At 47.1% G+C, this 792-nt stretch carries 1 protein-coding gene; it reads right to left on the bottom strand.

Annotated features, from left to right (window positions below; all coding sequences use genetic code 11):
- Positions 1–157: 157 nt before the first annotated feature.
- Positions 158–792: HEPN domain-containing protein (locus tag FNH22_RS31775; protein ID WP_143402570.1), on the bottom strand; the 635-nt coding region annotated here is incomplete at its 5' end.

Genomic DNA, 792 nt, shown 5'->3' with positions numbered 1-792 from the left:
GTTTTATATCTTCTTGATAAAGTATAGACTGAATAAGTTGCTTGTGCATATATAGATAGCCCGGATTACAAATCCTATTCCTAAATCGGCACGCATGACGCTGTCGCTATATGCGCGCCAGGTGGGCACACCATAGTTTAATTCACCAACCACCCCCTCACACCTTCCCCTTCCCAATCTCCCCAATCTTCTCCCTACAAAGCCTCTCCGTAAGCCCCTTCAATTGTTCCACCTTCTCGGCCAGGTAGTCCAGCTCCTCTTTAGAAATACTATACTCATCCATCTTATAGCGCGCATCTACATAGGCCCTTCGAAGCAACTCAAACAGCCGTTTTTCTTCATCGGTGGAGTGGGGGAATACCGCAAAGCGAGGGTCACAGTTTTTTACCCGAAGGTCCAGCCGCTCCAGGTCATGCTCTTTGGGGCGGTAGTCTGTGTAGACCAGCAATATAGCGGTATAGTAGCGTTCGGTAACTTGGTGCAAATGAAAGGCAGCACTATGAAGGTATGATTTAGTCATATCAAATTCATAATGTTCAAGAAACTCATTAGCTCCAGTATACCACTGATCAAAATATCCCTGTGCCTTTTGCCGGGCCTCTTCCGCGGTGAGCTTCTTCGGGTTTTGCAAGTGTACCTTGCCGGTATCATACAGTACAATACCTTCCTTTTTAATGTCCTTGAAGAAATAGTTGCCCTGCATCAGGGACTGGTTCAGGTGCTTGCCGGAGTGGAAGATGAGGCTGATGGGTGTTTTCACGATGCCGGTATCCCGTAATACCTCGTTCACTT

The sequence above is a fragment of the Fulvivirga sp. M361 genome, assembly GCF_007097395.1.
Lineage (GTDB): Bacteria > Bacteroidota > Bacteroidia > Cytophagales > Cyclobacteriaceae > Fulvivirga.
The sequence above is the reverse complement of the archived record's forward strand: the minus strand, read 5'-3'. Positions and strand labels throughout refer to the sequence as shown.